Below are 24,080 nucleotides of genomic sequence, written 5' to 3'. Positions count from 1 at the left end.
TAATAAAAGCATATGTATTTCAAATCAACATTTTTCGAGGATTATCAATTAAACGAAAAACGAGTTACTTTAGGAAGAACCATCACAGAAACTGACTTTGTTGTTCATGCTGGGCACACAGGCGATTTTTTTCCACACCACATGGATGAAGTATGGTGTAGAACACAACCCTTTGGTCAGCGTATTGCACATGGTACCATGATTTTTAGTATCGGTATTGGTTTAACAGCTTCCGAGATCAACCCGGAAGCCTTTTCAAAAGGCTATGATAGATTACGATTTGTAAAACCAGTTCATATTGGTGATACCATTCATTCGGAAATAACCATTTCAGAAAAAGGAGATGCTAAACGACCCGAAATGGGTACGGTAACCGAACATGTAGAAATTATAAACCAAAGAGGCGAAGTTGTATTGGTGTGCGACCATTTACTACTTGTAAAAAGAAAGCTTAGCACCACTTAATTAAAGACCCCATGCAAACAACTAACCAAGTAACCCATTTATCCGAAGTGCCAAAACAAACAAGTTTAGTAGGCAAACATTTGTTTCCGTTTATTCTTATAACCTTTCTGTTTTTCCTTTGGGGGATGGCACATAATCTAGATTCTATTTTAATTCCGCATCTTAAAAAGGCGTGTGAATTAAATAATCGTCAATCCACATTAATTGATACCGCTGTGTTTTTTGCCTATTTCATTATGGCAATTCCTGCGGGTATGATAATTAAGCGATTTGGTTATAAAAACAGTATTATAACAGGGCTGTTGGTGTTTGCAATTGGCGCATTTTTGTTTGTGCCAGCAGCCAATACAAGAATGTACGAGCTTTTTTTGTTTGCTTTATTTGTAATTGGTTGTGGTTTAACGATTTTAGAAACCAGTGCCAATCCGTATGCCGCTATTTTAGGGCCTCCGGAATCATCTTCCAAACGCTTGAATTTAGCCGCTTCCTTTAATGGGTTGGCAGCTATGGTAGCACCTATTGTTGGGTCGCTGTTCATTCTTTCGGGAACCAATTATACACCCGATGAAATGGCCGCCATGCCTGAGGCTACTAAATCGGCTTATTTGTTAGGTGAGGCAGCATCGGTAAAAATGCCATATATAGTTTTAGGAAGCGTATTAATACTCGTAGCAGTTGTGGTGTATTTTATGAAACTTCCTAAAATGAAAATAGAACCTACAGAAACCGAAGTTAAACCAGGTTTCTTTTCTGTATTGAAATTTTCGCATTTAAGTTGGGCGGTCGTGGCACAATTCTTTTATGTAGGGGCTCAGGTTTGTGTTACCAGTTTCTTTATTAGAGCGGCACAACAAGGTGCAGGTTTAGATGAAAAAACGGCAGCCTATTACCTTGGTGTTTATGGGTTTTTGTTTATGGCTGGGCGATTTGTTGGTACCTTTTTGCTGAAATTTATAAAAGACTATGTGCTACTTTCAACTTATTGTTTGTTAAGTATTTTGTTAAGTCTTGTCGCTATTTATGGAGAAGGTATTCATGTTATTTATGCATTGGGTGGTTTAGGTTTTTTTATGTCCATTATGTTTCCCACTATTTTTTCACTCGGCTTAGTGGGTTTAAAATCGAACACGGAAACGGGTTCCTCCTGGTTGGTTATGTCTATTGTTGGAGGTGCGATACTTCCGTATGCCATGGGCACTTTAATTGATATAAAACACGATGATATTCAAGCAGGTTATATCATTCCTTTGGTTTGCTTTTTAGTGATATTGTACTTTGGAGTGTTTGGACATAAAGTAAAAATTTAATAGTTTATTTAAACTTTTAGTAGAAAAATGGGTTTAAATGTAAAGTATTATAGGAACCACGCAATTTTAACAGGATTTATTAAGATGAAATGTTTTTTTTAAATATATTTGGGTAATCGATTGCATTGATTTTTTCGATTTAGATTGATAATCAACTATCTCGGGGCAAGCCCATGAGGCATTTATAGAAAGAACATCAAAAATTCGAGGCAAGCCTTGGAGCATTCAAATCTCGATTATCGAGTAAAAATAATCTTTGGATAAGTCTTTATGAAATTAAAATTCAACAGAACAAAGCCATTAGAAACGTTAATTAGTGTGTTCTTTTTGAGCGGTTCTTTTATTTTAAATGGTCAAAATTCAGAGGTTGAGTGGGTGTCAGTACAATTGCTTAATGAAGGTTCCAAGGAAATTGAAATAAGTGGGCATCCTCAAATAGTTAATTCACCTTTTGGTGAAGCTGTTTTATTTGATGGTGTTGATGATGCATTGTTTTTAGATGTAATGCCATTAGTGGGCATGGAGGAATTTACTATTGAAATGATTTTTATGCCTTCAACTAATGGCGATTTTGAACAACGGGTGGTGCACATGGGCGACGTGTCTGGTGATAGAATGTTACTGGAAATTCGTGCTATAGATGGTCATTGGTATTTTGATGGTTTTGTGGCTTCAGAAGGAAATAAGTTAGCGCTGATTGACGAGAAATTAATCCATCCGTTAGGGCAATGGTACCATGTGGCTTTAGTGGTTGCTAAAAACAGTCTTAGTACTTACGTCAATGGAAATCTTGAACTAACAGAACCTTTTTCTTTTAGTCCTATCGAAACAGGACAAAGTTCAGTAGGAGTAAGACTAAATAAACGCTCTTGGTTTAAAGGAAGTATATATAAAATAAGAGTTACCCCAAAACAATTAAAATCAGAAGACTTTATGGCTTTTAAGTTGTAAAGTATTGAATAAACTAAGTATTAATGAAGCCATCTAACCACATTGTATTTGTTTTGCCATTTCTAGTTTTTGGGTTAAAGTTATTTGCACAACCAAAAATGTCTAAAGAACTGGTTTCAGAAACTATGTTAAAAGCTACAGAGTTTATGGTAGAAGATGTTAGTGTCAACGGTGGTTATGTTTGGTATTACATGCCCGATTTCTCTCGTCAATGGGGAGAAATGGAGGCGTATAAAACCATGATTTGGCTTCAACATCCAGGAACCATTAGTATGGGACATGTATTTTTAGATGCTTATCAAGTTACACAGAATGAATACTATTACAAAGCGGCTCAAAAAGCTGCCAATGCCATAATTTGGGGGCAAAGCCATGAAGGCGGTTGGAATTATATGATTGATTTTGCAGGAGATCGTTCGCTTAAACAGTGGTACAACACCATAGGGAAAAATGGATGGCGTTTAGAGGAATTTCAGCATTATTATGGAAACTCAACATTTGACGATGATGTAACAACAGATGCTGCTCGATTTCTTTTAAGAATGTATTTAGAAAAAATGGATGCAGTTTATAAACCCGCTTTAGATAAAGCTTTGGAATTTATTTTGAAAAGCCAATATCCTAACGGCGGTTGGCCACAACGCTATCCTTTGCGGTATGATTTTGATAAACAGGGATTTCCAGACTATTCATCATTTTACACATTTAATGATGACGTTATTTGGGAAAACATTAATTTTTTAATGCAGTGTTATTTAGTATTGGGTCAAGAGCGTTTTCTGGATCCTATATATCGAGGCATGAATTTTTATAGAATATCCCAAGCGAGTTGTGGTGCTTGGGGACAACAGATAAATATGAAAATGGAAGTAGCCAGTGCAAGAACTTATGAACCTGCGGCTTATTTGCCCAGTGCCACCTGCGAAAACGCACTTCTTTTAATAAAGTTTTATCAATTAACAGGAGATAAACAATTTCTAGAAGGGATACCAAAAGCTATTAAATGGTTGGAAGAAACCAAACTGCCGAAAGATAAAATAGAAGGGCATCGTACCCACCCAACATTTGTTGATGTTAAAACGAATAAACCAATGTATGTGCACCGTAAAGGTTCAAACGTAAGATATGGAACGTATTATGTAGATGATAATGATTTGGATTTATTATCTCATTATTATGGAAAAGGATTTGTAAATATTCAGGAATTGAAAGATGACTATGAGAAAGTTTTAAAACTTACAGTTGGAGAGGTCACCAAAGATTCACCTTTAAAACCACAGGAATTTAAATATAAAGAAACACCTCAAAGCTATTACGATTTAAATAGGTACCTATTCAATTTTAAAATTGATGAATCTGAAATTGTAGAGGTGGTTGAACAACTTGACAGTCAAAATCGTTGGCTTTCAGATCATGCATTTATAAGCAACCCTTATATTGGCGACGGTGTAAATACTGAAGCAACCAATGCTTATGCAACAACAAGAGTTGGAGATGAAACGGATACCTCGCCTTATCCAGATACAACAGATCAAAAATATATATCGACAGGAACTTATATTAAAAACATGAAGTTGTTAGTCAACTACATGCAATCTATTGAAATTCTAAATAAATAATGCTAAAAATTAAATTAAAAAAACAATGCTAAGAAATTACAAAATTAAACTCATATTGATTCTATTTTTTACCTCTCTTTTTGGTGTTTATGCACAAAACCCCATAGTAAAAATAGATTTTGACCAAGCGGCTAGAAGTACAAGTGAAGTTGGAGAACCCGATTATACACCTTGGGTTGTAGCTTCAGGAACTTCGGCTTCAATGGCGGTGAACGGTGTGACATTTACTGTTTCAAAAGTAGGTAGCAATGGTGATGAATTGGGAACTAATTGGTACAAAACAGGAATTCAAGCACCTTATTATGCTAGATTGGTTTGTGATGGCCTTACGGTAAAAAGTGGAACTGCCAATCAAGGAGGTCAAATTGAACTTCGTATAAGTGGTTTGGAAACAGGAGCACATACACTATTAGCTTTTTTAAATGCAGTTGATAGTCCAGATACCAACACTTTTAGTCCTATTGATGTTTCTGTTGATGGAAATTTGGTGGAAGACGATGCTATGCCTACGGTTAGGGCATTAACAACTGCTTCTGCAAAATCGGTATATTTAAATATACAAGCTACAACAGGTATAGATGTCGTTGTCCTTTTTGCTGCTGAAACTTCTGGTTCTGAAAGCATAAAAAATGTAATGCTAAACGGGTTTGAATTAAATACCCCCAATATTTTTAACCAAGCCACAGATCCAATTCCAGCTCATAATAATGAGCATGTAGAGTTAAACTCTGGAAATACATTGTTACAATGGACGCCTGCTGTCAATGCCGTATCACATAATATTTATTTTGGAACTAGTTTGGCATCGGTTGATGCAGCAACTACAGCATCTCCTGAGTATAAAGGTAATCAATTACAAGCAAATGCTTCTTATCAAGTAAACGGTTTATATACTGGTGAAACTTACTACTGGAGAATTGATGAAGTTTTAGAAAATAACGATGTTGTAAAAGGTTATGTATGGCGTTTTAGACCCGCACAACTAGCTTTTCCAGGCGCAGAAGGCTATGGGCGTTTTGCACGTGGTGGTCGTGGAGGTAAAGTGGTTGTTGTAACTAATTTAAATGATAGTGGTCCTGGAAGTTTACGTGAGGCAGTCACCAATAATATAGGGCCAAGAACGATTGTTTTTAATGTGTCTGGTATCATTCAACTTAGCTCGCGATTAGTTTCAAGTCAGCCTTATGTTACTATTGCAGGTCAAACAGCACCTGGAAAAGGCATTACTATCAGATCGGCGCCTTTTGGTATAACTGGAAACGATAATGTTGTTCAAAATATTAGAGTTCGATTGGGAGCTGGTCCAACGTATGATGGTATGGGATTAACAGGTGCCAACCATAGTATTATTGACCATTGCTCTATAAGTTGGACTATTGATGAATCTTTTAGTTCTCGTGGTGCTCATAATATCACGCTACAACGTACTTTAATTTCCGAAGCTTTAAATGCGGCAGGACACCAAAATTACCCAGTAGGGACAGAGCATGGTTATGCAGCAACTATTGGTGGCGATATTGGTTCTTTTCACCATAATTTATTAGCACATAATTATGGACGTAACTGGAGCTTAGGTGGTGGTTTAGATGGAAGTGGCGCTTATGCAGGTAGAATGGATGTTACTAATAATGTAGTTTATAATTGGGGCTCTAGAACAACCGATGGAGGAACAAAAGAGATAAATTTTGTAAATAATTACTATAAACCTGGTGCAGGTTCAACTTTATTTTATGCTTTTACGGCAGATCACGAAGGGACTGGTACAGGTATGCAAAGGTGTTATTTTAATGGTAACGTGATGCCTGGTCGTTTTGATGAAAGTAATCAAGAAGCTGGAAGAAGAATTAAGTTATCAAACGGTGCCGTAGTTAATTATGAAACGTTTGTTGATGCACCTTTCTTTCCTTCGTATGTAACCACACAGTCTGCAGGAGAAGCTTATAAAATAGTACTTTCAGACGTAGGTTGTACCCAACCGGTTTTTGATGATCATGATCAAAGAATGATTAATGAGACCTTAACAGGAACTTATACTGTTGTTGGAAGTGTAACTGGTAAAAAAGGTTTTCCGGATACGTCATCTGATTATGAATATGAAAATTATCCAGTTATAACCAGAGCTTCCGATTGGGATTCAGATAACGATGGCTTACCAAATTGGTGGGAAACTATTATTGGAACAAATATAAACTCACCTGCTGGTGATTTTTCGGACTCTAACGCCGATACCAATTCAGATGGTTATACCAACCTTGATTATTATTTACAATGGATGGATCAACCACATTATAGCACAGCAACTGGCGCAAAAGTAGATGTTAATATTCAACAATTATCAAGAGGGTTTACAAGTGGTATTTCGTATGTCGTGTCCGATGTTGTAAACGGAACGGCTAACTTAGTTGGTGATATTGTGGAATTTACACCAACGGCATCAGGTTTAGGGGCTTTTAAATTTACTGTTACGGATTCGGCTGGAGATAGCATGACACGTACAGTAAATATTCTTAATGGCTATGATTTAGCCTTATCAGTTGAAAAGAAAAACCTAGCCGAAATTAAGGTTTGGCCAATTCCTAATAAAGGGACTTTTTCAATCAAGATGAAAAATGGTGCTAATCCATCGGAATTCAAGATTTTTGATATACTAGGAAAAGAAGTTTCAAAAGGTTTTATTGAGGGTGGAAACACTCAAAACATAACATTAAATGCCCGTGGCGTATTCATTTTAAAAGTATATGAATCTAGTACGAAACAAGTTTTACACACTCAAAAAATCATCATAGAATAGTTTTTACAAACCAAAAAAATATGTCTGTGCATCAACTGTTAAAAATAGTATTGATTGGTTTTATACTCTTTCAATGCAAAATGTTTACAGTTTTTGCACAGCATAAAGGTAATTTATACCAAGGTTTAGAATTTAATAAGAATCATATTGTATACAAAGGTGAAAAAATAGAACTGGGTTCTAGGGCCTTTTTTATTGATGGACAACTTTCAAACGAAGAAGCTTCAAAATATAAATATGTTTACAATTCAATAAATGAAGCTTCAAAGTATTTGACCAATGGAACAGAAGCCTCACCAATGGTTTTATACATCGCGCCTTGGGTATATTGGGTAGATAATCCAGATGATCCTGAAATTAGATTACCTAAAGAAAATGAAAATACACCTTTTGGATTAGAAATTAATTGCGAGTGGTTAAAGTTTCAAGGTTTAACAGATAATCCAGAACATGTTATTATAGCCAGTAATCGCGGACAAACCATGGGTGCTAAAGGAAATTTTACCATGCTAAATATTAAAGGCAATGGTACTCATGCTGAAAATGTCACCTTTGGAAATTATTGTAATATAGATTTGGTTTATAAGCCAAACCCTAAGTTAAATAGAGAAAAACGTGGGTCAGCCATTGTGCAGGCACAGCTTATTTTTTCTGATGGCGATAAGGTGGTGGCTCGCAATACACGGTTTATAAGTAGATTGAATTTGGGACCTTTTTGGGGAAGTAAACGCACACTTTTTGAAGGCTGTCATTTTGAAATGACCGATGATGCCCTTAATGGTCGAGCTGTTTATCTTAATTGTACGTTTGATTTTTATTCATCAAAACCATTTTACAGAACCAACGATACGGGGGCAGTATTTCTAAATTGTGATATTAATTCGTACACCCGAGGAAATCAATATTTTGTAAAAGCAGGTGGCACCGTAACCCTTGTAGATACGAGATTTGTTGGTGAACATTTAAACTATATAGGCTGGCGAGACATTCCTGATAAAGAGGCTCGTTATTACCAATATAATGTAAGTTTAAATGCCAACCCTATCTTTATTGGTAAAGACGATGCTTTTGCGACTGTTGATATGACAGGCAAAGACGTTTTAAATGCTTACCGTTTTGAATTTAAAAATAAGGTGGTTTATAATACATACAATTTGTTGAGAGGAAACGATGATTGGGATCCCATGGGAATTAAGCCCATTGTTGAAGCGGCCGAAAATGAAGCAGGGAAAGACTATTCTAAGATTCCGACACAATTAATTGTTAAGCCGACACAACAAACATTGGAAACGGGTAAAGACCGTTTACTTCTGAATACAATTGTTAACCGTTTCGGTAATTATGAATTAAAAGGCGAAAGAATATCATGGACAATTGCAAATGAATATCAAGCATTTATTGAACTGCAACTTAATAAAGATGGAACTAGTCTAGTTATACCTAAAAATGATGAAAATGAAACTAAAGAAGTTACTATTACGGCATCAACCCCGTCAGGTTTAGAATCGGCTAGTGTATTATATATAGCACCTTCATTTATAGATCCGCCGTCATTTACAAAACTTCCAGAAGTCACTAAATCCAAAGAAGGTAATCTACAACTGGATTATAGTTTAGATATGACTTTTAAAGATGAGTCGTTTGTTAGCTGGTATCGCTGTAAAGACACCAAGGGAAGCCATCCCATAGAGGTCGCTGTTTCAAGGTTCAACAATCCAATGAAAACCTATCAACTTTCTATAGGGGATATTGGTTATTACATCATGGCAAGCGTATCGCCAAAACATCTTCGTTGTAATTATGGCACTCCTAAAACAACCGTTTTTAAACAGGCTATTACAGCAAAAGACGTAAAAAATAATTCCAGAGTTTTAGTGCCAGATTTAGAACACATGTCGGCTAAATACCAACCTGAAATACTTCCCGGATTTTGGACACTTGATAGTTATGCGCCTTTAGATACCCAAGAATTTAATTGGGAAGCAGATAACAGTCGAGACCCTTGGTATTATGGTGAAGGCATTAATGGAGCGGCCAATAATTGGGGCTTTGTACAAAACACCAAAGGTGCGCGTATGCGTTATTCACCTGTTGGAAAAGTATTTGGTGATATGAAAATTAGTTTTACTGCCATACCGTCTAAAACAGCAGGTCAAGGGTTTAGTAGTGCCAGAGCACAGTATATGGATGTTGGTATAAAAATGGATATTAAACAAATGAATGGTTACGCACTGCGTTTGATTAGAACTACCAAGTATAGCGATGCCGTCGATTTTGTTTTAATGACATATGAAAATGGAATAGCAACACCAATAAGTGAGCCTGTTTCAACATCTTGTTACCGCCCTAATTGTAAAATCACGGTTGAAATAAAAAACAATAAACTAATAGTGCATGCTGAAAATATAGATGATTATTTTACAGAACACGATTCTAAAGTTGTGAAAGTTGTAAATATGCAAGCTGAAATTACTCCTAACCAATATGGTGGTGTAAGTTTTCAGCACACAGGCACTGTTGGTAGTGGAGCAACCTTAATAAAAGATTTAAAAATAAAATGGTTTTAATTCGTTCATCAAACATTAAAAAAACATGATTAAAATAAGAGTAAACTCAATATTGCATTTCATGCTGATGCTTTTATTGGCAATGACGCTGGTAAACTGTAAAAATGAAAAGCAACTCCAACCCGAAGAAGCAAAAGAAGAAGCGGTATATTCAAACCCTATTTTAGGTGGTGATTATCCCGATCCATCTATAGTACGTGTTGGGAGCGATTATTATATGACGCATTCCTCATTTAATTATTATCCCGGTTTGATAGTTTGGCATTCTACCGATTTAATTCATTGGGAACGTATTTCGCATGCATTAACCCAAAATGTGGGGTCTGTTTGGGCGCCTGATTTGGTTTTTGTTAACGGTAAATACTACATCTATTTTCCTGCTGGTGGTACCAATTGGGTGGTTTATGCCGATTCGCCTTTAGGACCTTGGAGTGAACCAATCGATTTAAAGTTAAGCGGGTTTATAGACCCTGGACATGTTGTTGATGATAAAGGAATACGTTATTTATACCTTTCAAAAGGATATGTTGTAAAATTGACAGATGATGGATTAGCAACAGCTGAAACCCCTGTTTTTAATTATGAAGGTTGGCAATTCCCTAAAGAATGGAGTACGGAATGTTTTTGTTTAGAATCGCCGAAGTCAACAGTAAAAGATGGCTATTACCATCTAATAACTGCTGAAGGTGGTACTGCGGGTCCTGCCACGGCACATATGGTAGTTTCAGCTAGAGCTAAGTCGCCTTACGGTCCTTTTGAAAATTCACCTTATAATCCTATTGTGCATACAGAAAATAGGGGAGAACGTTGGTGGAATCAAGGTCATGGTACTTTAGTTGATGATGTAAACGGAAATTGGTGGATTATGTATCATGGTTATGAAAAAAACTTTCAAACTTTAGGGAGACAAACGCTTATGCTTCCTATAGAATGGACAGAAGATGGTTGGTTTAAAGTGCCGGATAGTATTAAGGCATCAGATAATATCAAAGCGCCTCAATTAAAGGTTTCTAAGGCATCGCATAGCCTTAGTGATGATTTTGATAATGAAAAACTAAATTTGCAATGGCAGTTTTATAAAGACTACAATCCTAATAGGGTTGAATTTAAAGAAGGAACATTGGTCTTTAAAGCTGAAGGGAAATCATTTGCAGATAGTTCGCCGCTTCTGGTAAATAGCAGTGATAAAAAATACGAAGTTCAAGTAGAATATACATTAGATGGAAATGTTGAGGTGGGTTTGTGTTTGTATTATAACGAAGTGGCTAACATGCATGTGTCTGTTTCCAATGAAAAGTTCAGCGTTTATAATCGTCAAAAACGAAAAATCAGTGAAAATAATACGTTGGGAAATCATGGGTTTTTACGGATTTTGAATGATGAAAATGAAGTGAGTTTTTATTTTAGTGCAGATGGTAACGATTGGATTCGTGTAGAGCGTAGTATTGAAGCAAGTGGTTTCAATCATAATGTATTTGGAGAATTTCTGAGTCTTCGTGCTGGTTTATTTGCCTTTGGAGAAGGTAACGTACAATTTGATAATTTTATCTATAAAAAACTTGATTAATTTAACAAGCAAAGTTGAATATGCCATTCCGATTTAGTAAGCCCTTGTTTTGTGATTATGATTGCTTTTATGGATGGCAAACCAGTCATAGAGGAGTTTTTATATATTATAAATGAAGATTATGGAAAGATTAATAATAAGTGTCTTACTGCTTTTTGTTATTGCAACTAATGCCCAAATGCAACCCATAAAAGATGGTGTATATGTATGGGAGGAGTTGCCAGTTAATAAGTTTGGAGACAGAGAAACAAGAAGTATATTTGAAGGTATTTCTCCTCATTTTGAGTATCTTGAAATTCATGCCACAACACAATATCCAGGAGCCAAACCCAATAAACCCAATGCTAATGATGATATTGAAGAACTTATTATTGTCAAGGAAGGTTTAATGAAAGTAACCAATGAAGGGAAAAGTGAGATTATCGGTCCGGGAAGTGTTGTTTTGTTTATGCCTAAGGAAGTGCATGCTATTGAAAATGTGGGCAATGACAATCTCACCTATTATGTAATGAGTTACAGGTCTAAAAAACCAATGGATATAGGAAGAGGTATTTTAAATGGTGGTTCCACGGTTTATAATGCAGATAGTTTGGTTTTTAAACCAAGCGAAAAAGGAGGAGGTATTGCATATTTCGATAGACCAACAAGCATGTGTGAACGCTTTGAAATGCATGTGACACAGCTTGATAAAAAAGGACCAAGTCACAAACCACATAAACATGTTGAAACTGAAATAATTTTAGTGTTATCGGGTGACGCCGAAATGACTATTGATGGTAAAGTTTATAAAGGAAGCGCTGGCGATTTGTTTTTTGCCAACTCGCAGTTATTACATGGTATTGCTAACGCTACAGATGAAGCTTGTAAATATTTTGCGTTCAAATGGAATTAAAATTTAAACATCTAAAATCATTAAAAAACAGATGAAACTTTCAAAACATTTTATAGTTATACTTACAATTTTTATAACTTCCAATATGCTTCTCGAAGCCCAAGTACATGACATGTCTTGGCGGCGCATCATACAAAATGATGAAGCCGATTGGTTTGCGTCCCAAGAAGCAAAAAATATTGCAGAAAACGTATTGCTTTATCAGCGAAATATTGGTGGTTGGCCCAAGAATATTCAAATGCAAAAACCATTAAGTAAACAAGAAAAACTACAATTAGAAAAACTAAAAAGTAGCACGGAAGATGTTACTACCGACAATAACGCTACAACCCAAGAGATGCTTTTTCTGTCTAAAATGTACAAAGCAACAGCAGATGAAACATATAAAACAGCATTTCTTTCCGGTTTGGATTATATTTTAAAAGCACAATACCCAAATGGCGGATGGCCGCAATATTACCCTTTAAGAAAAGGTTATTATACGCATATTACCTATAATGACAATTCCATGGTTAATATTTTAAACTTGTTAAAAAATTTAAAGGAAAATACAGGTAAATACGCTATAACCCCTTCAAATGAAACTTTAAAAAAGATTGAGACTGCTTTTAACAAGGGTATTGATTGTATTCTAAAAACACAGTATAAACAAAACGGTGTTTTAACTGCTTGGTGTGCCCAACACGATGCAGCTACTTTAGAACCTGCCAAGGCGAGGGCTTACGAGCTGCCTTCTTTAAGTGGAAGTGAATCAGCTGGTATCGTATTGTTGTTAATGGATATAGATAATCCTTCCGAAGCTATTAAAACAGCTGTAAATAGTGCGGTTACTTGGTTCGAAAAAGTTAAAATATTGGGCATAAAACAAGAATGGGTACTCGATGCGCAAAGTAAAAGTAGAAATAAAATAATTGTAGAAGATGCAAATGCCGAACCGTTATGGGCACGTTTTATGGAATTGGACGACAACACCCCTTTTTTCTGCGATCGTGATGGTGTTAAAAAAGCAACTATAGACGAAATAGGTCCCGAACGACGAAATGGGTATTCATGGTATACTGAAAATCCAAGTAAAGTTTTAAAAAAATACCCAAAGTGGAAAGCAAAATATGATACTTCAGTTAAAAAAAGCAATACGCCAAAGAACGAATACAATATGGTAGTTGCGAAAGATGGTAGTGGCGATTTCACAACCATACAAGAAGCTATGTATGCTGCTAAATCATTTCCTTATCAACGGGTGATTATCAATATAAAAAATGGTGTTTATAACGAAAAAGTGCATGTGTATTCATGGAATACCTATGTGTCGTTAATTGGAGAAAGTAAAGAAAATACCATCATTACATTTGATGATTATTTTGGTAAAATCAATTTAGGACGAAATAGCACATTCCATACTTCAACTGTTTTGGTTGAAGGCGACGATTTTATAGCTAAAAACTTAACTATTAAAAATACTTCCGGTCCAGTTGGTCAAGCTGTGGCATTATCTGTTAATGCGAATAGATGTTATTTTGAAAATTGTACCCTTTTAGGATTTCAAGATACACTTTATACTGCAGGTGAAGGATTTAAACACTATTTTAAAGATTGTTATATAGAAGGCACGGTCGATTTTATTTTTGGAGAAGCTACCGTACTTTTCGATTCTTGTACCATACATAGCAAATCCAATTCCTATATAACGGCAGCATCAACCCCAAAAGGAGAAAAATTTGGCTATGTGTTTAAAAATTGTAATCTTACTGCCGATGCAAATGTATCTGAAGTATATTTAGGACGACCTTGGCGTTTATATGCCAAAACCGTATTTATCAATTGCAACATGGGTAATCACATAAGACCCGAAGGTTGGAACAATTGGTCAAAAAAGGAAGCGGAACGTTTAACGTTGTATGCCGAATACAATTGTACTGGTGAAGGTTTTCAACCAGAAAAAAGAGTAAATTGGTCGCATCAACTTAAAAAATCTGAAGCAAAGAAATATACAAAAGAAAATATTTTAAAATCAAACACAAATAATTCTAACTCAAAATGGTATCAAAACTTATGATGAAATTAAAAACGAAGAAGAAAAATTTAATGATGTTTAACTTAGTGGTTTTATTGTTTTTAGCAACGTCTTGTATGGCACAAAAAACAACTATTTATTTAATAGGCGATTCAACAATGGCAAACAAATCGAAACCAGAAACCAATCCAGAGCATGGTTGGGGGCAAGTGCTTCAACAGTATTTTAATGAGAATGCGGTTATTGATAATAGAGCGGTAAACGGCAGAAGCAGTAGGAGCTTTATTGGTGAAGGGCGTTGGGATTCCATACTTAAAACATTAAAGAAAGGTGATTTTGTTTTTATTCAATTTGGACATAACGACCAAAAAATTAAGTCACCCGATCGCTATACCAACCCACATGTGACCTATCGACATAATTTGATAAAGTATGTTGAAGAAACTAGAGCCAAAGGCGCCACGCCTGTTTTGTTTTCATCCATTGTTAGACGAAATTTTAACGAACACGGCACATTAATAGATACCCATGGCGAATACCCTTTAGAGGCTCGTTTGGTAGCCTTGGAATATGAAGTGCCTTTTATAGACCTACAATATTTTACCGAGCATTTGGAAGAATCGTATGGTGTTGAAGGTTCTAAAAAACTTCACCTTCATTTCGAACCTGGGGAAGAACCATTTTATAAAGATGGAAAACATGATGATACGCATTTGTCAAAATTAGGCGCTAATGAAATTGCTAAATTGGCTGTAGCCGAATTAAAAAATAAAGTGTCAACTTTAGCCGAATACATAAAAAAATGAAAAACCTATATGTAATAGTATTGGTGTGTTGTCTGCAAAGTGTGCAATCGCAAAGCGTGTTCAACAAAGATACTGTTATCAAAACTATTGAAAACAGAATAAGCTTACCAACGATTCCAGATTACACGATTCATGTTACTAAACTAGGAGCAAAAGGTGACGGTATTAAAAACTGCAAACAAGCTTTCGATAAAGCCATGAAAGTCTGTTTAAAACATAAAGGAGGTACTATTGTTGTCCCAAAAGGCGAGTATAAATTAAATGGACCCATTCATTTTGTTAGTGGCGTAAACTTGCATTTAGAGGAAGGTGCTAAAATAGTATTTGGTTCCAACCCTAAAGATTATCCGCTTGTTTTAACCAGTTGGGAAGGCACAACGTTATATAATTATAGTCCCATGATTTATGGTTTAAACGTTGAAAATGTAGCGATTACGGGCAAAGGTGTTATTGATGGTGAAGGCAATGGGTTATGGGCTACGTGGAAACCTTTAGAAGAAAAAGGAAAACTTTTAAGTAGAGCCATGAACCATAACCAAACACCAGTTGAAGAACGCGTTTTTGGTGAAGGGTTCTATTTGAGGCCACAATTAATTCAATTTGTAAATTCTAAAAACATTCTTATTGAAGACGTAAAAATTGAAGATTCCCCATTTTGGTGTGTCCATCTTTTGAAAAGTAAAAGTATTACGTTACGAGGTTTAAAATATGATGCCCATAATAAAAATAATGATGGGTTGGATATTGAACAGTCAAGCGATGTGTTGATTGAACATATAGATTTTAATAATGCCGACGATAACATAGCCATAAAAGCAGGACGTGATGACGATGGTAGAAACTCTAACATGCCTTCGGAGAATATTATAATAAGAAACTGTAAGTTTAAAGGACTCCACGCTTTGGTTATTGGCAGCGAAATGTCTGCGGGCGTAAAGAACGTATTTGCTTATAATAGCGAAGCAAGTGGGTATTTAAAACGAGGTATTTATATAAAAACCAATTCTGATAGAGGGGGTTATATTAAAGATATTTATGTGGATAATATTCAATTTGGCGATGTAGAAGATGCCATTTACATGACCTCCAATTATCACGGGGAGGGTAGTGGTTTGCACCCTTCAAAAATATCTGATATTTCACTGTCAAATATCAGTTTCGGAAGCGTTTCAAATACGGCTATTGTTATTGAAGGCTATCCGGAATTTAAGGTTGAAAACGTCAGTTTGGATACCATTACTGTAAAATCCGCGAAAAACGGATTAACCTTAACAAATACCAAAAATGTTGTTTTTAACGAGGTTGTTATTGGCGATAAGCAAGGCGTGCCAAGTGCGGTGCATTAACGAGAGTTCGATTGTCAAAGTTCAAAGTTCAAAGTTCTGAGTTCAAAATTCTGAGTTTGATGTACCGATGAAGTTTGTGATACACGATTTAACGATTACACGGTTAAACAGGCACATTCAGAAGTAAGAGTACTTTTGAGTAAAACTAACATAAAAAATGACCGATTTTGATTTTCAAAATCGGTCATTTTTGTTATTTGGAGTTTTTTAAGGATAATTTTATAGAAAAGAATGCGTTTTTGTTTCCAACAGGACACAAGTATCCCATCGAAGTTAGCTTTCGTTTTTTTAAGCAGCTAAGTTTTTAAATCGAGAGCTGTAAATTCTTCTTCCAATTTCAAGAGCATTGGCTGTATGGATTCCGAAGAAAATCCAGAGAATCTCGCTCTTTTGGGTTTTGGCCTTGATCTTTTTCAGGTTGTAATGTTCTTTTTCTTTACCAAAGCTTCCTTCAAGACGTGTGGAACGTTCTTTTTTGATTTCTCTGGCCAAAATTTTACGCTGTTCTTCGTTTTTACCAGCCTTTCCTTTTCTGATAAAATCGGTCTGGATTTTGCGACTTGAGGTAAATGTTCGGTTTTTATTGGTAGCATAAATAGCATCTGCCCCCAGTATTTTTATTTTAGTCTTGGTCAGGTTTTGGGCGCAAGATACACTGCTCTGCAAACGGGTCCCTTCATTGAAGGCACGGTACTGGATATGCTCAATAAAATTGATTCCGTCTATTTGAACTTTGTTCACTTTTGCTCCAAATTCTACCTGTTTGGTTTCTTTGCCCCGCACAATTGGACGAATGTAACTTTTGCTGATGCTTACGATTCTATCGGGAACACTTTTTCCTGTTTTAAATATTTGTGCCTGTTGCCGGTAAACTTTGGCAATAATGGATCGTTGTCGCTTGTATTTAGCGGTGGATTCAAATGGATATTGATTTTCTATCTGACCCAGTGCACCGTTAAGTTTGTACAGTAATTTCAGTAACCCTCGGGTTACTTTTGTGCGGTATTTGGATTGTTTCTTTCGTTTTTTCGAATACTCGTTATAGCGTCTGCACCAATCCAGATATTTGGTCCTGGGCAATTTGATTTTCAAAGTGCGGCATAAGGATTCCATTTGTCTGTAGTTCCACTGAACGCATTCCCAAAGCAATTTCTGATTGGTTGGAAAACGCACTTCGCTCTCGTAACAGGTCGCATCGGTAAACATTTTGTCCAGGTCCTTCATATAAGGAATCCAGTTCTTGGCAAGTACTTCTTGGGATCTTCTAATATTTAAACCCTTGGAAAGCTCCATCCTGATTTGGCTCACGATCTTAAAGTTGGTCAGCGGTTTATCGATGGGAATTAGAATATCGCAAAAAAACTGCATGAAAATATTTCCATTCAAAAGCTCGATCAGTTTCTTGTCCGAGCATCCATAATAGTTTTTGAGCATCATCAGGGCAATTTTCCCTTTGGGACTAAAATAGCAATGGGTTCCTTTTTTAGAATCTTTCAATTTGAAAGATTGACCAAGCTCGGAAAAAGGCGTGGAAAGGTAAATTTTGCCCAAATCGGTTTTTAGAAATTGGGCATAAAATCCATCAAAATCTTTATTGATGGCGAAAATTGGAATTTCGTATTGAAATTCGCTTAAACGTATTATTTTTGGCATCACACTTTAAAAGAAAACCCCGTTTTTGGCCCGTTTGGAGCAATTTCGGGGTTTGTTCCTTCTAATATAATACCTATTTTATTGAAAAACAATAGTTTATATTATTATGAATATGCCTAAACAGTTAAAAGTTACAGGGTATGTTTATCAACCTGAACTAAGGTTTTGTAATGATATCGTTTTTTTTGATTGTTTGATTTAATTATTTAAGCGCCTGGATATCAGATTGCATTACATCGCACTCACGTTAATTATTAGTCTCGATTTTAATTACAAACGCATGATCGTTTATTTTTTCATTGGGTGTTTTAAAATGTAAACCTTCACTGTTTTGGGTAAAAGGAACCACTCCGTTAAAGCCTAAAATAGAAATTTGCTGTGCTTTAGGAATGTTTTCCTCTAAAACACTTTTAGTAAAAGCGGTTAATGTTATGGGAGCGTTATTGCCCGGCCAGCCTAAAATAATTGCGTAAATAGTGTTCCCATTTTTGGTATAACGTACATCTTGTGGGGTATAGGTGATTTTATCTAAAAACATCCCGGATTTTTCCTGTTTTGTGGGGCCTTCGCCAAAAACAAACCAAGGTCTGGAACCATAAATAGCCTCACCGTTTATTTTTAACCATGCACCGATTTCTAATAAAATATCTTGCTGGTTTTGGGGAATAATGCCATTTGCCATAGGCGATACATTTAGCATTAAAGCGCCGTTTTTACTGACTACATCTGCTAAAACATGGATAATTTCACTAGGGGTTTTCAAGCCTAAATTATCAGTGTAACTCCAACTTCCAACAGAAACTGTTTCGTCTGTAAGCCAATAATCTTTGGTGATTTTATTCATGCGTCCTTTTTCAAAATCTTCAAGACTCACCGATTTTGGAAATTCACCTTCTTTATGTGTAAAAACTACTTGTTTATTTTTTGCAACGGCATCATTAAAATAATAAGCTGTAAATGCTTTTCTATAAGATTCTGGTATTTTTTGGGTTTGACTATCAAAATAAATTAGATCGGGACTGTAATTATCAATGACCTCTTTAAGTTGACCAATCCAATCGTTATAAAACTTTTCTTTTGGAATATTGCCATACATTTTAGCTAAAAGCGGATCTTCAGACGACGTTGGCATTTTAGGATTGTATGGAAAATAAGACGTATCGTTCAACCATTTTTCCGGTTGTTCTTTAAAGATTTGGAGATTTCTAGCCATATGGAATGAAGCCACTAGTTTCATGTTTTTTTTATGAATAGCCTCACTTAACTCACCGTAAACATCACGTTTCGGTCCCATGTCTAGTGCATTCCAAGGATTTATTTTACTTGCCCAATTAGACCAACCATCGTGATGCTGGGCAACAATACCTGCAAATTTTGCTCCAGATTTTTCAAAAAGCGCTGCCCACGCATGAGCATCAAATTTTTCAGCTTTAAACATAGGTACAAAATCATGATAACCAAACTTTGATGGTTCACCGTATATTGCTACATGGTGTTTATATTCGTCGCTACCTTCTATATGCATATTTCTAGCATACCAATCGTTGGCATAAGCTGGCACAGACATAACGCCCCAATGTGCATAAATTCCGAACTTAGCATCTTTAAACCACTCGGCAGCTTCATCATATTTTGATAAAGACTCCCAGTTTTCTTCATATATAATCTCTTTTTTAACTTGTAAAGGTTCTTTCTTTTTTTGAGAACAACTTAACAGGCTAATAAGTGCTATGAAACAAATACTTATGATGTTTTTCATGTGTTTATATTTAGCCCCTTAGCCCCCAAAGGGGGACTCATACTGGTTTTAAGGGTTCTGTCTGTTATTTTAATTCTTAATTCTGTTTAATCTGTTAATTGTTAATCCTTAACCCTTGGTTAGACTCTTGACCCATAATTCATAACTCATAACTTTTCGGTCACATGGAACATCTTATATAATCATTCCCTTGGGTGGTTAAAAATTAACCATGGATGTTTCGTTTTTTATATATAGAACTCGTTTAAACTTTTTATAATTGGCTAAAAAATCGCCCTTTTGCACTCGCCTTTTGTCTTTTTCTTCTTCCGTAGCTCTGCTATGCAACTCAAAAAAGTCATCAACCGAGCACTGGGCGGAGCGTTAAAAAATAACCCAGTGGGTTATTTTAGTGAACGAGCCAGCTGGCGCAGGGTTACATTTTCGCTTCAATCAAAAAAGTTTAAACGAGTTCATATGAAAGATTCTTGTTTAAACTTTAAAACAAGAATCTTTCTAACTAACCTAAATTATAAAATGACTATTAACAATATATGCTTTAGTTTAATCCAGCTAATAAAGCATCGAGCGCTTTTTGGTCAAATACCGTATTGTTAGTACGGTTAAAAATACCAAACCCATTATTTCCCATACTTCCTTCATCCCAATAAAAAGGCAAAAGGCCATTTGCTTTAGCTTGTTTTACAACTGTTTTTAAATAATAGGCTCTAGAATCTAAATGCAGCTGTAAAGCATCTCCTGTTAGTGTAGTGCGTCTAATAGCACCAAACTCTCCAAGTATTACAGGAATGCCTTGATCTACAAATTGGGTTTTCATCAGTTTAAGGTAATTTTCTAATTCGGTTTCTTCACCCCAAGTGGCATTACGGGTCGTATCGGTTGTAGAATGAAAACCTGTGCCCCAATAATAAAACATTTTACCCCAAGTGGCATCTTCTGTAAGTCCTGCAAATTGATAAGGAGTATAATAATGTACTTCTGCCATTAATCGGTTTGATGCTGTATCTGTAGGTAAGGTATTCATTAAAGTATTTGTTTTTACAATATCTGTAGACGGTCCTTGAACAACTAATGTTCTATAGGCATTTTTACCACCTGTTGCTCTAACAGCATCAATAAACGTTTGGTGGTACGAATTTAAAACCGCCATTTCACTGGCATTTTCTACAGCGGGCTCATTAGCACTAGCAAACAATAAATGTTCATCAAAATCTCTTAAATGTGTCGCTATTTGCTCCCAAAATGCTTTTTGTTTTGCATTGACTTGTTCTTTGCTAGCTTCATTAATATTGTTTTCTAACCAACCACCATCCCAATGGATATTTAATAATACATACATGTCGTTATCAACGCAATATTGTACCACTTCTTTGACTCTGTCCAACCATTCTGTTTTTATCTTGGCATTAATATTGTCTGTTAAATTTTGATCCCAAGAGCAAGGAATACGTATCGCATCAAAACCATTTGCCTTAACTGCATCAATTAATGCTTTAGTAACTTTCGGGTTTCCCCAAGCTGTTTCTCCTCCTGTGGCTTCTAAGGTGTTCCCTATATTCCAACCTAAAGAAATTTTTGCAGCGATTTCTGTTGCCGAACTACTCATGCCTGTGGCATCTGCGGGAATGGGGTTTGTATTATAATCTGGATAAATACCGTTAGACGACGTTACACCGGCCTGAGTGACGGTGATTTTTACAGGCGTTACTTTATTTGCGTTTATTGTGATTGTAGAAGACCGACCCGCTAGGCTTGTGTTTTCTGAAGCTGTAACTTGTACAACTGTAGATCCCGCAGCACCAGAGGTTTCGCTTAAAGTTATCCAACTGGTGCCAGAACTACTGATTACCCAAGTGTCTACATTGGTGGTAATGGTGATGTCTTGACTACTTTCTTCACTTTGAAATTCCAAAGTTGTAACACTAGCCGTAAGGGTATATTCAATAACTTCTTCCTCTGGTTCCTTTTCAGGAGAATTGTCCGAACTACATGCAAAAAAAATTATTGGAATAGAAAGGAATAATGCTTGAATAATTGTTTTGATTTTTATTGTTTTCATGTTTAGCGGTATTTATTTGATATTAATGGAAACCTCAGATTTTATGTTTCTAGAAGAATTTCCTATTTTGATTTTATAGGTTCCTGGTTCTACCAACCATTGCTTTTTAACTTCATTGTAATAAGCCAATTCTTTAGCAGGAAGTTGCATGGTCACCGTTTTTGAAGAACCGCTTTTAAGGAATACTTTTTCGAAACCTTTTAGCTCTTGTGCTGCTTTTTCAACGTAGGATTCTGGATCTGAAATGTATAATTGTGCGACTTCTTTACCAGCCACTTTTCCTGTATTTTTGATATTGAATGTGACTTCAATAATAGCATCTGCATTATAAGTTTCTTTATCTGTTTTTAAATCCGAAAATTCAAAAGTTGTATAAGACATGCCGTATCCGAAAGGATATAATGGTTCTACATTTTTAGTGTCAAACCAACGATACCCTACTAAAATACCCTCGGTGTAAACTACGGATTCATCACCTGGAAAACTATTAGTAGCATGCGCCGGGGAATCTTCAAGTTTTTTAGGCATCGTCCATGGTAATTTACCTGAAGGGTTTACATTGCCTAAAATAACATCCGCTAAGGCATTTCCGCCTTCAGACCCATTAAACCAGCTCCAAATTAATGAACTGGATTTTTGACTGATGTCTAAAATATCAAAAGGAGCGCCAGCAATAAATACGACTATGGTATTTGGGTTTACTTCCAATACTTTTTTAATTAATTCTTCTTGCCCAAAAGGTAAGTCCAGACTAGCTCTGTCTGATGCTTCCGTTTCGTAATCTCTATTTGAACCTGCGAAAATAATAGCTACATCAGAATTTTTTGCAGCATTTAAAGCCTCTTCAAGTAATTTTGGTTCTAAGGTATTGATGGTTACGGGACCATTCAATGTGATGTCACCCAGTTTTGCTTTTTCATCGTTTGAATAGCGTTCTAGATACCCTTCGGCATAATTGATTTTGATGGATTTTGGGAGTCTATTTTGTAGACCTTCTAATGGTGTTACTTCTCTTTTTGTTTTTACACCGGCGCCAAAACCACCTAAGGCATTTTTTTTCATGGCATTATGACCTATAACCGCAATGCTTTTTATATTGTCCGTTTTAAGTGGTAATAGGTTTTTGTCGTTTTTAAGTAATACGACCGATTCTGCCGCAATTTTATAAGCATCTTCAAAATGAGCTTCGGTATTGATGCTGCCTTTTGCACGTCCTTTATCGTCGATACTTTTTAAGGTGAACATCATGCGTAAAATGCGTTTTACATGCGTGTCTACATCGCTTTCAGCAATTTCTCCAGACTTCACTTTTTCAATTAAACTATCCGCATAAAAGAATTCATTGAATGGTTTTGGGGTTCCCATTTCAACATCCAACCCATTTTCTATGGATTTTTTGGTATCATGAACCGCGGCCCAATCTGAAATAACGATGCCTTCAAAACCCCATTCATCCCTTAAAACATCGTTTAGCATATAGCCGTTTTCGCATAAATACTCCCCTCTGAATTTATTGTATGCGCCCATAAAACTATAAGCATGTGCTTCTTTTACAGCGGCTTCAAATGCTGGTAAATAAATTTCGCGAAGTGTGCGTTCATCTATTTGCACATCAACAAAATCCCTATTGGTTTCTTGATTATTGGCCGCATAATGTTTAACGCAAACTGCCACGTCGTTTTCTTGAACGCCCACTATAAATGGCACGGTTATTTTTTTGTTTAAAAAAGGGTCTTCTGTAAAATACTCGTAAGTTCTTCCACCTAGTGGTGATCTAATAATATTGATAGCTGGCGATAACAGCACATCTTTATCCCTTGCAATGGCTTCTTCGCCAACGCTTCTGCCAAATAGATAAGCTAATTCAGTGTTCCAAGTGGCTGCTAAACCACCGCCCGCAGGGTAGTAGGTAGCAAAATCGTTGTCCCAACCTGCAGCTGTCCAAGAATCTCTGGAAATTTCTTCGCGAACACCAAGAGGGCCATCTGCCATCGTTAATTCAGGTATTCCTAATCGTTCAATTGCTTTTGTAGCAAACATACTATTACCATGCAGCATACCGGTTTTTTCTTCTAAAGTCATTTGCGCTACAAGACTATCAATTTTAGCGTCGAATTCTTTGGTGATGGGTTTTCCTTTATATTCTGCAACCATTGTGTTGTTAGCTGTTTTTTCAGATTGTTTGGTGTCCTTACAGGATACTACTAGTAAAGTAGCAGCAATCATTGAAGTGTATATATGCTTGATGTTCATTTTAAAGTCTTTTAAAAATAGTATAGTTGGT

At 36.0% G+C, this 24,080-nt stretch carries 15 protein-coding genes; 11 read left to right on the top strand and 4 right to left on the bottom strand.

Features of this window, described 5'->3' with window-relative positions; all coding sequences use genetic code 11:
• Positions 1-12 precede the first annotated feature (12 nt).
• The 11 genes from CJ739_RS05000 (at position 13) to CJ739_RS04950 (ending at position 16,325) form a co-directional block, all read left to right on the top strand.
• On the top strand, positions 13-465 hold the full coding sequence (locus CJ739_RS05000; protein ID WP_117173032.1) for a MaoC/PaaZ C-terminal domain-containing protein: 453 nt from the start codon (positions 13-15) through the stop codon (positions 463-465).
• Between the two features lie 11 nt (positions 466-476).
• Entirely contained in the window at positions 477-1,772 is a 1,296-nt protein-coding gene (fucP, locus tag CJ739_RS04995) for an L-fucose:H+ symporter permease (RefSeq protein ID WP_117173030.1), read from the top strand.
• Positions 1,773-2,042: 270 nt separating this feature from the next.
• Positions 2,043-2,723: a LamG-like jellyroll fold domain-containing protein gene (locus CJ739_RS04990; RefSeq protein ID WP_117173028.1), complete on the top strand. Its 681-nt coding sequence runs from the start codon at positions 2,043-2,045 to the stop codon at positions 2,721-2,723.
• A gap of 23 nt (positions 2,724-2,746) precedes the next feature.
• A complete protein-coding gene (locus CJ739_RS04985) occupies positions 2,747-4,342 on the top strand; it encodes a pectate lyase (protein WP_117173026.1) in 1,596 nt (531 codons plus the stop codon).
• A 25-nt stretch (positions 4,343-4,367) separates the two neighbouring features.
• A complete protein-coding gene (locus tag CJ739_RS04980; protein WP_117173024.1) occupies positions 4,368-7,133 on the top strand; it encodes a T9SS type A sorting domain-containing protein in 2,766 nt (921 codons plus the stop codon).
• An 80-nt stretch (positions 7,134-7,213) separates the two neighbouring features.
• Complete coding sequence (locus tag CJ739_RS04975; protein ID WP_117173022.1) at positions 7,214-9,700, top strand: pectinesterase; 2,487 nt, start codon at positions 7,214-7,216, stop codon at positions 9,698-9,700.
• Between the two features lie 25 nt (positions 9,701-9,725).
• The gene (locus CJ739_RS04970; protein ID WP_236951607.1) at positions 9,726-11,267 is read left to right on the top strand and encodes a family 43 glycosylhydrolase; all 1,542 of its coding nucleotides are present in this window, start codon (positions 9,726-9,728) and stop codon (positions 11,265-11,267) included.
• 121 nt (positions 11,268-11,388) lie between these two features.
• The gene (locus CJ739_RS04965; RefSeq protein ID WP_162880134.1) at positions 11,389-12,159 is read left to right on the top strand and encodes a cupin domain-containing protein; all 771 of its coding nucleotides are present in this window, start codon (positions 11,389-11,391) and stop codon (positions 12,157-12,159) included.
• A 31-nt stretch (positions 12,160-12,190) separates the two neighbouring features.
• Positions 12,191-14,215 (top strand): pectate lyase, encoded by a 2,025-nt coding sequence (pelA, locus tag CJ739_RS04960; RefSeq protein WP_117173016.1) that lies wholly within the window; start codon positions 12,191-12,193, stop codon positions 14,213-14,215.
• Positions 14,212-14,979 (top strand): rhamnogalacturonan acetylesterase, encoded by a 768-nt coding sequence (locus CJ739_RS04955; RefSeq protein ID WP_236951606.1) that lies wholly within the window; start codon positions 14,212-14,214, stop codon positions 14,977-14,979. Before pelA ends, CJ739_RS04955 begins: the two co-directional genes overlap by 4 nt.
• Complete coding sequence (locus CJ739_RS04950; protein ID WP_117173014.1) at positions 14,976-16,325, top strand: glycoside hydrolase family 28 protein; 1,350 nt, start codon at positions 14,976-14,978, stop codon at positions 16,323-16,325. The genes CJ739_RS04955 and CJ739_RS04950 overlap by 4 nt, the downstream gene beginning before the upstream one ends.
• Positions 16,326-16,613: 288 nt before the next feature.
• Here the strand turns inward: CJ739_RS04950 and CJ739_RS20550 are convergent, their stop codons facing one another.
• The 4 genes from CJ739_RS20550 to CJ739_RS04930 all read right to left on the bottom strand — a co-directional run bounded on the left by CJ739_RS20550 (position 16,614) and on the right by CJ739_RS04930 (position 24,049).
• On the bottom strand, positions 16,614-17,978 hold the full coding sequence (locus CJ739_RS20550; RefSeq protein ID WP_117172267.1) for a transposase: 1,365 nt from the start codon (positions 17,976-17,978) through the stop codon (positions 16,614-16,616).
• Between the two features lie 247 nt (positions 17,979-18,225).
• Positions 18,226-19,737, bottom strand: coding sequence for an alpha-L-fucosidase (locus CJ739_RS04940; RefSeq protein ID WP_117173012.1), 1,512 nt, complete (start codon positions 19,735-19,737; stop codon positions 18,226-18,228).
• A gap of 538 nt (positions 19,738-20,275) precedes the next feature.
• Positions 20,276-21,796, bottom strand: coding sequence for a cellulase family glycosylhydrolase (locus CJ739_RS04935; protein ID WP_117173010.1), 1,521 nt, complete (start codon positions 21,794-21,796; stop codon positions 20,276-20,278).
• Between the two features lie 12 nt (positions 21,797-21,808).
• Entirely contained in the window at positions 21,809-24,049 is a 2,241-nt protein-coding gene (locus CJ739_RS04930; protein WP_117173008.1) for a glycoside hydrolase family 3 C-terminal domain-containing protein, read from the bottom strand.
• Between the last annotated feature and the right edge of the window lie 31 nt (positions 24,050-24,080).

Origin of the sequence: Mariniflexile sp. TRM1-10, assembly GCF_003425985.1 — a bacterium.
Classification (GTDB): domain Bacteria; phylum Bacteroidota; class Bacteroidia; order Flavobacteriales; family Flavobacteriaceae; genus Mariniflexile.
This window is presented reverse-complemented; position numbering and strand designations above follow the sequence as displayed.

Bases quoted from the DNA above. Each gene is read 5' to 3' on its own strand.
- CJ739_RS04975 (WP_117173022.1), top strand. From the start codon at position 7,214: ATGTTTACAGTTTTTGCACAGCATAAAGGTAATTTATACCAAGGTTTA.
- CJ739_RS04985 (WP_117173026.1), top strand. From the start codon at position 2,747: ATGAAGCCATCTAACCACATTGTATTTGTTTTGCCATTTCTAGTTTTT.
- CJ739_RS04990 (WP_117173028.1), top strand. From the start codon at position 2,043: ATGAAATTAAAATTCAACAGAACAAAGCCATTAGAAACGTTAATTAGT.
- CJ739_RS04940 (WP_117173012.1), bottom strand. From the start codon at position 19,737: ATGAAAAACATCATAAGTATTTGTTTCATAGCACTTATTAGCCTGTTA.
- CJ739_RS20550 (WP_117172267.1), bottom strand. From the start codon at position 17,978: ATGCCAAAAATAATACGTTTAAGCGAATTTCAATACGAAATTCCAATT.
- CJ739_RS04955 (WP_236951606.1), top strand. From the start codon at position 14,212: ATGATGAAATTAAAAACGAAGAAGAAAAATTTAATGATGTTTAACTTA.
- CJ739_RS04980 (WP_117173024.1), top strand. From the start codon at position 4,368: ATGCTAAGAAATTACAAAATTAAACTCATATTGATTCTATTTTTTACC.
- CJ739_RS05000 (WP_117173032.1), top strand. From the start codon at position 13: ATGTATTTCAAATCAACATTTTTCGAGGATTATCAATTAAACGAAAAA.
- CJ739_RS04965 (WP_162880134.1), top strand. From the start codon at position 11,389: ATGGAAAGATTAATAATAAGTGTCTTACTGCTTTTTGTTATTGCAACT.
- CJ739_RS04970 (WP_236951607.1), top strand. From the start codon at position 9,726: ATGATTAAAATAAGAGTAAACTCAATATTGCATTTCATGCTGATGCTT.
- fucP (WP_117173030.1), top strand. From the start codon at position 477: ATGCAAACAACTAACCAAGTAACCCATTTATCCGAAGTGCCAAAACAA.
- CJ739_RS04935 (WP_117173010.1), bottom strand. From the start codon at position 21,796: ATGAAAACAATAAAAATCAAAACAATTATTCAAGCATTATTCCTTTCT.
- pelA (WP_117173016.1), top strand. From the start codon at position 12,191: ATGAAACTTTCAAAACATTTTATAGTTATACTTACAATTTTTATAACT.
- CJ739_RS04930 (WP_117173008.1), bottom strand. From the start codon at position 24,049: ATGAACATCAAGCATATATACACTTCAATGATTGCTGCTACTTTACTA.
- CJ739_RS04950 (WP_117173014.1), top strand. From the start codon at position 14,976: ATGAAAAACCTATATGTAATAGTATTGGTGTGTTGTCTGCAAAGTGTG.